This is a genomic window from Colwellia sp. 6_MG-2023 (assembly GCF_030547765.1).
Lineage (GTDB): Bacteria > Pseudomonadota > Gammaproteobacteria > Enterobacterales > Alteromonadaceae > Colwellia.
Window position 1 is genome coordinate 78,113 of sequence record NZ_JAUOPP010000023.1, and the last position, 8,002, is coordinate 86,114.

9 protein-coding genes and 1 pseudogene are annotated in these 8,002 nt (G+C 35.1%); 3 read left to right on the forward strand and 7 right to left on the reverse strand.

Going from position 1 to position 8,002, the window contains the following annotated elements; genetic code table 11:
- Nucleotides 1-44 precede the first annotated feature (44 nt).
- A complete protein-coding gene (locus Q4503_RS14545) occupies nt 45-440 on the forward strand; it encodes a hypothetical protein (protein ID WP_303602709.1) in 396 nt (131 codons plus the stop codon).
- A gap of 121 nt (nt 441-561) precedes the next feature.
- The gene (locus Q4503_RS14550) at nt 562-894 is read left to right on the forward strand and encodes a hypothetical protein (protein ID WP_215974326.1); all 333 of its coding nucleotides are present in this window, start codon (nt 562-564) and stop codon (nt 892-894) included.
- 193 nt (nt 895-1,087) lie between these two features.
- Here Q4503_RS14550 and Q4503_RS14555 read toward each other — a convergent pair whose 3' ends face one another.
- The 4 genes from Q4503_RS14555 to Q4503_RS14570 all read right to left on the reverse strand — a co-directional run bounded on the left by Q4503_RS14555 (nt 1,088) and on the right by Q4503_RS14570 (nt 2,378).
- Nucleotides 1,088-1,264, reverse strand: a complete 177-nt coding sequence (locus Q4503_RS14555) for a hypothetical protein (protein WP_215974325.1) — start codon at nt 1,262-1,264, stop codon at nt 1,088-1,090.
- Nucleotides 1,265-1,353: 89 nt separating this feature from the next.
- A complete protein-coding gene (locus tag Q4503_RS14560) occupies nt 1,354-1,560 on the reverse strand; it encodes a hypothetical protein (protein ID WP_215974324.1) in 207 nt (68 codons plus the stop codon).
- A gap of 137 nt (nt 1,561-1,697) precedes the next feature.
- Nucleotides 1,698-1,913 carry a hypothetical protein gene (locus Q4503_RS14565; protein WP_215974323.1) on the reverse strand — a complete coding sequence of 72 codons (216 nt, stop codon included), beginning with the start codon at nt 1,911-1,913 and terminating at the stop codon, nt 1,698-1,700.
- A 24-nt stretch (nt 1,914-1,937) separates the two neighbouring features.
- Nucleotides 1,938-2,378 (reverse strand): MarR family transcriptional regulator, encoded by a 441-nt coding sequence (locus Q4503_RS14570; RefSeq protein WP_215974322.1) that lies wholly within the window; start codon nt 2,376-2,378, stop codon nt 1,938-1,940.
- 89 nt (nt 2,379-2,467) lie between these two features.
- On the opposite strand from Q4503_RS14570, the gene Q4503_RS14575 reads away from it, so the two are divergent.
- Complete coding sequence (locus tag Q4503_RS14575) at nt 2,468-2,857, forward strand: hypothetical protein (RefSeq protein ID WP_215974321.1); 390 nt, start codon at nt 2,468-2,470, stop codon at nt 2,855-2,857.
- 695 nt (nt 2,858-3,552) lie between these two features.
- On the opposite strand, the gene Q4503_RS14580 is transcribed toward Q4503_RS14575, so the two are convergent.
- The 3 genes and pseudogenes from Q4503_RS14580 to Q4503_RS14590 form a co-directional block, all read right to left on the reverse strand.
- Nucleotides 3,553-5,430, reverse strand: coding sequence for an Ig-like domain-containing protein (locus Q4503_RS14580; RefSeq protein WP_303602710.1), 1,878 nt, complete (start codon nt 5,428-5,430; stop codon nt 3,553-3,555).
- Between the two features lie 817 nt (nt 5,431-6,247).
- Nucleotides 6,248-6,670, reverse strand: a pseudogene (locus Q4503_RS14585) (transposase); the annotation flags it as partial.
- Nucleotides 6,671-6,832: 162 nt separating this feature from the next.
- The gene (locus Q4503_RS14590) at nt 6,833-7,663 is read right to left on the reverse strand and encodes a hypothetical protein (protein WP_303602711.1); all 831 of its coding nucleotides are present in this window, start codon (nt 7,661-7,663) and stop codon (nt 6,833-6,835) included.
- Nucleotides 7,664-8,002: the final 339 nt, after the last annotated feature.

Below are 8,002 nucleotides of genomic sequence, written 5' to 3' on the forward strand. Positions count from 1 at the left end.
CGTAAGTTGTTAAGTGTTAATTCGCCTAACAATTGGGAAATTTTATGTTTAAATTATATATAGTTTTTGTACTGCTTTTAACTAGCCTGATGTCTATCGCTGCGCCTGTAGCTGAGACACAGCCGGAAGACTCAATACTCCTTACCGTTTTGTTAAAACATGACCAAAGCAATAGTTTTGAAGAGTATCAAAAAATTTTAGAAGAGCAGAAATTCTTTGATAAATTCCCGCCCAAAGGAGTAACGGTTGTAAGCTGGTATGTGATGATGGGCATTGGCCAGGTAGTTACATTAGAAGTACCTGCACACAAGCTTAGAGACGTTAACTTGGCAGTAGAGCAAAGCGCTTGGAAAGCTTTTACCGTGGAATTTTATCCAACTTATAATCTTTATCCTGTTTTTAAAGATAAGTTAAAGAATAAGGCTAAAGTTGCATATTAATGCTAAATAGTTAACTCGACGCTTTAATGAACAATAAATGGTTGATTTTTTTTAGCTTTACTATTCACTTAAATCAACCATTGATGACTTATTAATAAAATTCTATATGATTGGAGTTTGTATGAAAATTTTACGGTCTGCTTTATTATTTACGTTATTATTCGTTTCTTTTTATTCTTCTGCCTCAACAAGCAGGTTTGATTGTAAGTACCTTGATTATCATTTGGTGCTTGAGGCAAAAGGTTTTAAGCATATAATTCATGAGTTAAGTATCAACGGAGAAATTCTTATCACGGAATTGCTCGATGATAACTGGTTCATGGAGGAAATAAACTGTAAAAAATCAGGTTATGAAATTGTTGCTAGTCATATTCAATATAATGACCCGGTTAAACAGGTATTCAAACTAACTTATAGTGATAAACGAGGCTATAAAATCATAAAAAGTAAATAATAGCTCAAATAACTATGATCATTTTTTGTGTAGGCGCTATCAGTTGTTTGCGTTTGTAATTAACTAAAAATAGCTTTAGCTCTTATTCTGTTGACGTGCAAGTTATCGTCATTATTATCCTTTATTGAATTCAACCACTCATTGCAAGCGTCTCTTTAGTCATATTTCCTTGTTAATTTTTCTGTTACTATTTTTAAATTTTAAACTTGTGTATCAATTTTGAATAAGTAGGGTTAACCATAAAGTGATTACGCATTTGACTATAATGCTGTTTTTCAAGCTCACCACCTGTAGCTTTTGTTAAAACTATACTCTGAAGGTAATCAGCCCTATCAAAGTCATCATTTAGGAATTCTATTTCCGTTGACACGAAACTCCTTAAGAGACTTAACCCCATAATAAATAAGGGCAAAAAATAGCAAACTGTTTTTTGCCCTTGTTTATTAGCTTGTTATGTTACTACTGGTACCAAACAGTTATCACAACTGTCGCTGGCATCCATGAACCGCCACTTTGAGTTTGAGTAATATTTTTTATTTCAATATCAGGATTTGATGCAAGCCAAAGGTTAATTTTTGCCTCTAATCCACCATCTTGATTTCCAATAGGTTTCATCCAAAAGTTTAATTTTGGTTTTAATGATTTAGTAAATAGTTTAACTTTCATGATTGCAATAAACTCTACTTTTTTTAGTAATATAACGCCCCAAGAAGGGGATTTTATGAGTGTTTTTCAGCGAGTAAAATGCCCGCTGACTTGGCTTGTTATGTGTCATTATTCTATCAAACTCTTAGCCTAACAAATTAAGAATATAGCCATTTGAAAAATCTAGAAGTAAAGAAATTGAAAACCGTAAAAATGCACCCGTAAAGTAGCGCCTGAGGAAGAAAAAAGCCTGTTTCCTCGGGTGGATTAGATAATCCTAAAAATGCCATTGCCACAATAGTCAATCCAGCAGCGCAGACTGCTGCCACAGAGTCAGCCAGAGTGTTTTCTTTTTTATTTTCTTCCTTGGTCATTTATTTTCCGAGTGCAGTAACTTGTTATGTGTGTTGGCGATCATTAACTGCACAAATCATTATATTAAGCTCGCCTATAATTGCTTGTGGCGTTTTAGTATTTGTATTCTTAAATAGGATTTCATCCAACTCTGCTAGTAATTGTCTGGCATCTGACATTAGGTATTCTCCAGTCCCTGTAAAACAAATTTCTTTCTGCTTCCCAGCGCCATTTATTTGCTCAAGATATCCTAACTGGCAGAGCTGTTTCACTGTTTTCGCGACCATCTGTCTCGTCACGTTCAAATTTCTTGCTATTTCTGAACCATAGTTCACACCGCATTCGAGAACACTGAGAAAAGAAAGGAGGGAGGGCGTTAGCGACTTATAACCCTTTTCTACTAGGCGCTGAGAGATATATTGGGTAATCACATCGTTTAGCCTTTGGGCACTTTGGATGAGCTGCAACGACTGAGATTCAACCATTGGAATTCCCTTATGTGTAAACCTAGTTGACATTTAAATCCTCACCACTTATGCTCTATGTCAACCAATTATACATAGGAGGGCCTATTATGTTAAGTTTAAAAAATATTATGCGTGCAAACGCTACTAGCTGTATAGTTTTTGGGATGCTCTTTGCTCTACAACCCATCCTAGTGGCAAATTTCTTAGGTGGCGCGTCACCAGCCCCTCAATCATACATTCTGATTTTGGGCATTCTATTGATACTGAATGGCCTTCATCTGCTTTGGGCGTCAAGGGTTCCTCTGCCACAAAAAGAATTGATATTGTATTTTTCAACAGGCGATTATATTTGGGTAATAGGATCAGTAGGGCTAATTATCTCAGGAGTATGGATTACGACCATCGGTGGGGTTTTGGTAGCTAGCGCTGTTGCTGTCATGGTTGGTCTTTTCGGGATTCTACAAATGACGAGCAGAAAAGCGATGGGGCACTGCTAGACATAATTAAGTGGGAAGGAATAACGAGCTTGTAGAATAACTCGTTTTCATATTATTTATTAATCAAAATACTCTAACCGGATTGTTTTTTTTAACAATCAAAAACGTTTACGTTTTTGGCGATTTTATTCTTACATCGTTAACTTAACGAAATAGTGGATTAATGTCTGATAATTCAGTGTTATAACGATTTGTATTATGTGGAGTTGAGCTTTTAACCCTTAATGGCCCTATTAACAGGTTAAAAATAGAGGGCTAAAATGGAGCAAAGCGAACAGCTCGCTTTTTTAGCCCTGTTGAATTTCTTATTAGGTTTGAGACTCCTAACCTTTTAGAGATTGGCCTTTAATAGCACTTACTAAGATAGTTGGTAACTTATCTAGGGCTTTACCTGATATGTAACCATAAATGCATATAGGAGCAACAAATAAAATAAAAAAAAACCTGAAATTACAACATCTATAGGTATTGGTTCATTAGAAAAGAATGAAAATAGCACCATGACTAAAAATAGTGTTGAAACTAACCCTCCTAAAATACGCATAATGGTACTGATTTTGATATTTGCTTCTATGTTATTTATAACTCCATTCTGAAAAGAAACCTAATGCCTTGCTAAGAGGCAAATAATAGTTGGTTAAAATAAACGACGAAGAAGTAAAACCAACTGTTTTTTGTCCTGCTTTGATGACTTGTTAAGACAACATTCGATTCGCCTTTAGCCTATATCCAAAAGAGACAAAAATAAATAGAATTAGCCAGAAATTCATGGTTCCTCCACCTGATGATTGTTTTGCTTCTGGCTCAGGAACAATGATTTGCTCTTTGATTTGTATTTTTATCGTAGCTTCATTTGAAATAGCACCATCATTGTCTTTTACCGAATACGTAATAGTATCTTCGGTAGTAGAACTTCCTGTATGTGAATATTCAATAATCCCTTGAGAGTTAATAATTAAAGTTCCATGTGCAGGCTCTTGAATCACTTCTATGGAATCAATTATTATTTGACCGTCGCTATCATCATCATTATTTAATGGTGTTAATTGCACAATTCCACCAATCAACACTTCAAAATAATCATCGACGCTTACAGGTGAGCTATTGTTAGCCAATACTCTTACATTAACACTATCAATGGCTTTGTATCCTTCATCATCTGTCACCAATAACGATACTTGTACATCGTTACTTTCAGCTTTATCTGGTAATGAAGGAGCTATGAAATTAGCGCGTGATTCCCCAGGATTATTTATAGTCACAGTTTCATTGGCTGTACTCCACTTATAAATGACTATATTACCTAAAGGGTCGAAAGAATCAGATCCATTAAGGTTAACGACTTCGTGTTCATTTATTTCAATATCAACACCTGCATTTGCATAAGGAACACTATCATGTACCGCATTCACGGCTACTTCACCAGACAACAAAGGTGCCGACATTTGTTCACAGTGCTGCTCAAAGCTCGCTTTGAATGCTTTGGGCTGATCGTTTTCCCACACTAATTTGGTGACGTTGAAGCGGCCGTAATTTCTATTACACCCTCTGCCGTTACCTGAAATAGTTAGACCTGCAGCACCAGCATCTTGAAAAGGAAACCTTTCAGCATAGTCATACTCTCCAACTTGTAATTGTACTTCGTCAGGAGCAGCAAACTCAGCTGACCAATGTTCGCTGCCAGATATTGAAACAGAGATACCGTTGTCATAATTTTTCGACATTGTAATTGAGCTTGTTGAAAGATCATAAAACCAATCTTGATCAGCACCGATGTAGTCTCCAGCTTCACTGTCCATAGTAAAATATGTGCGAGGATCACTTTTACTCTTAGCATTAATGGTATGTTTAATAGACTCAGATTGCCCCAGATTATTGTTCACGGTTAGCTTTAAAACAATTTCTTCTCCACCAAGCTCGATGCCATTTAATACCTCGACCTCAGTGCTTTCGTTAACAACGCTAGCGATGTTGATTTTTGGACCACTTACCTGTTCCCAATAGTAACTTTCAATTTTACTTGCTTTAGAGACCGATTTTTCGCCTGTTATTACAAAACTATTTCCTTCAAGGACAGAAGTTGAATTGCTGGAAATAATAGGAAATGGTAGCGGATATGGGGTTTGAATATCCGAATTTATGCGTATGCTACCCGTTAGTTTTACTGAATTAGAATCACAATATTGGATAAAGTCCATTGCAAGTATTTGGGTATCACCGCTGTAATCCAACTCATAAATATAAAACTCACCTGCAATTGTATTACAACCTCTACCTGATGAGCCTACAGACATCCTTGGGTTTAAAGGCCCTCTAAAAGGGGCTCTTTCTGCTGATAGATAAACACCTCGTTCTAAATCTCGATCAATTGGAGGAATAAATAAAAAGTTAAACCCACTTGAATGGTTTATTGATATCTGACTTTCTCCAATGGAAACACTAAAGTCACCTGTTAATTCATGCTCTTGCCCAGAACCAATGAATTCTCCTTGGTCACTTTTTAAAGAAATATATGATTCTGCGTGAGTAAAACCTACAGTGAACATGATCATGATTGTTAATAACTTTTTCAAAAATAAATCCTTTGTATGATTTGTTGTCCTAAAAATAATTATAAAGGACAGTCACTCAAATTTTTATACTTTAAATATAAGGCATTAGGTTTTATTGCGTTACATTTAATTCAATAATTTGAGTTTTTATGATTTTACCCCGTTAAAATGGACACGTTTTTTCACGCTGCCTACGGTTCATATTCCACTGGCGAACAGTCTTTAATGGAATATACAGACTTTTCAATTATTGTTTTATAAGCGAGTGTCCTCGTTAATTTTAATACATTGCTGTTGCAGTGGGCAACTTTTGCAATCTTTTAAGTAACCACAGAGTCGCGTGTATTGTTGATTGTGACTTTTTACATTTGCATATAACACAAATTACTGCGGGCATGGCAACCATGACTCATGTGTCAAATAGTGTGATTAAAGCGCATTCTGAACTAGTGTGAGCACCTATGCCATATCATTTAATGTTTATGAATATTAATCCTGATGATTTTAGTCAAGATAAGCAAATAACTGTTCAATTTAAATTTGAAAGAGCAGGGCTCATTGAGCTGAGTATCCCTGTTAAACACAATACCTATTAACAAGCTTTCTCACTGATTTTAATAAATCATTAGTTTATTTTTGCATTAAATTTAATTCATTATGGTCTTATGTTTTAAATATTATGCATTAGGTTTTATTGCGTTATATGTAATTCAATAGCTCGGGTATGCATGCTCTTCCCCCGATAAAACGGACACGTTTTTCACGCTGCCTGCGGTTCATATTGTTAACCTTCTTGGTCTAAGTATGGTTAATCGCTACTATTTAACCTCAGATCGGGTTAAGCCCTAACCATAGCATTCTTCTCTACGACATTAATATTAAGGGTTGGCTTATTTTCTTTAAGGCAATAAGCCACTAACCCTGCGAGTAAATTCAACATAAAACCATTAGGACTACGATGACGAGAATGCTCTATTTGAGACACGGTTGTTATCAAATCAACTCCTTTTTCCTTCAAGCCAGTTGTTAATTTTTTGCTGATATAGCCTTTATCTGCATATAACTTTTCTTTTAATTTTTTAGCTAAGGCTAATACTGGCTTTGTGTCATGAACATTGCCAGTAGTTAATTTAGCATCAACTATTTCTCCTTTAAAGTTAGTGACTAAATGTAGTTTGAACCCATAAAACCAACCCATTGTTCCTTTACCCCGTTCGGCTATACCGTCAAAGGTTTTGTGTCTAGGTATTCTTAAGTTATGATTGGTTAATGAAAGTAGAGGGTTTAATAAGGAAAAAGCGAGGGGAATTTAGAAGCTGTTATCCCTTAATGATTATGGCACTACCAGCCAAGGATTTAGCTAATAGTGCTTATAAAATGAAATATTATATTATTTGAGGTTTATCTGTTGCTATGTTTTACTCTACCAACAAGAGCCGGGTATACCAGTACCACCACAATCCGTAATCGTAACTGTACCTGTTGTGGTTAGAGGAATATAGAAAAAAAAGTCTCGTATATAGCTATTGATATTAGCATTAGAACTAGCTGTAGAAACATATATTCGAAGTGCACTTAAATCATCAGCCTTTTTAGGAACTTCATTACCGTCAGAGTCAACAACTTTAACAAGAGTAAATGTAATTGTGGAGTCAGCAATAACATCCATATTCACATAAGCATAACCCCCAGCATCTAAAGGAAATTTATAAACATTTGATAATTTTGAGGTATCTACAGCAGGAAACATACTGACGATAGACCCTACTGCTTGACTAAATGCATTAATTTGAATAGAAGTTAGACTTGACAAGTGTTCTTCTATTCTAGATTGACAATACGCACACCCTACATATTCCCATGCATCAGCCATAGCTGAGGTGGGGATAGTAACACCACTATTAAGGCTTTTAATATTTTCATAACTGATCTGAACGTTTTTTAATCTAGATTCTATTTCCGCACTAGCAGTTACCTCTGTTAACGTTGGTAGCCATGTATACCAATCATCCATTGGTAGCTTTTCTTTCTCCCAGCCTGTTTTATAGGAAATGACCTCGAAAGAAGAGAAGTTAATTACGTTAATAACCTCTGAAATAGATGAGCCTTCGGCAACATTTTTTAATGTCCAATCATAGGCTGCAAGCCTCATTTCATGTACAGAACAATTATCACATTGCACAAAATTATCAGCCAAGCTTACATTTGTTAATAAACAAAGTAAAAGAAACGATTTTATAGTAACTTTAAACATATATTAATAATCCTTTAAAAACTAATTGGTACTCCAATAATGAGTATTTGTGTATTTTGAACGCAAGATTTCTCCTTTAGGAAGGCTTACGTTTATTAAATTTAAATGAAAATGAAAATGAGAATTATTCAATATTTTGTGCTGATAAATGATGATAATATGATCAAAGTCAATTAAATTATTAACTCCGTAAAAATAATCTATAAAGTGTTGCTCTTGAGATAGAAGGAAACCCGCGACTATTTTATCGTTAATATTATATTTAACCTCAGATCGGGTTAAGCCCTAACCATAGCATTCTTCTCTACGTCATTAATATTAAGGGTTGGCTTATTTTCT

What these genes read in the sequence shown, in the direction of transcription:
- Q4503_RS14545 (WP_303602709.1), top strand. Translation starts at nt 45, where the DNA reads ATGTTTAAATTATATATAGTTTTTGTACTGCTTTTAACTAGCCTGATG.
- Q4503_RS14550 (WP_215974326.1), top strand. Translation starts at nt 562, where the DNA reads ATGAAAATTTTACGGTCTGCTTTATTATTTACGTTATTATTCGTTTCT.
- Q4503_RS14560 (WP_215974324.1), bottom strand. Translation starts at nt 1,560, where the DNA reads ATGAAAGTTAAACTATTTACTAAATCATTAAAACCAAAATTAAACTTT.
- Q4503_RS14565 (WP_215974323.1), bottom strand. Translation starts at nt 1,913, where the DNA reads ATGACCAAGGAAGAAAATAAAAAAGAAAACACTCTGGCTGACTCTGTG.
- Q4503_RS14570 (WP_215974322.1), bottom strand. Translation starts at nt 2,378, where the DNA reads ATGGTTGAATCTCAGTCGTTGCAGCTCATCCAAAGTGCCCAAAGGCTA.
- Q4503_RS14575 (WP_215974321.1), top strand. Translation starts at nt 2,468, where the DNA reads ATGTTAAGTTTAAAAAATATTATGCGTGCAAACGCTACTAGCTGTATA.
- Q4503_RS14590 (WP_303602711.1), bottom strand. Translation starts at nt 7,663, where the DNA reads ATGTTTAAAGTTACTATAAAATCGTTTCTTTTACTTTGTTTATTAACA.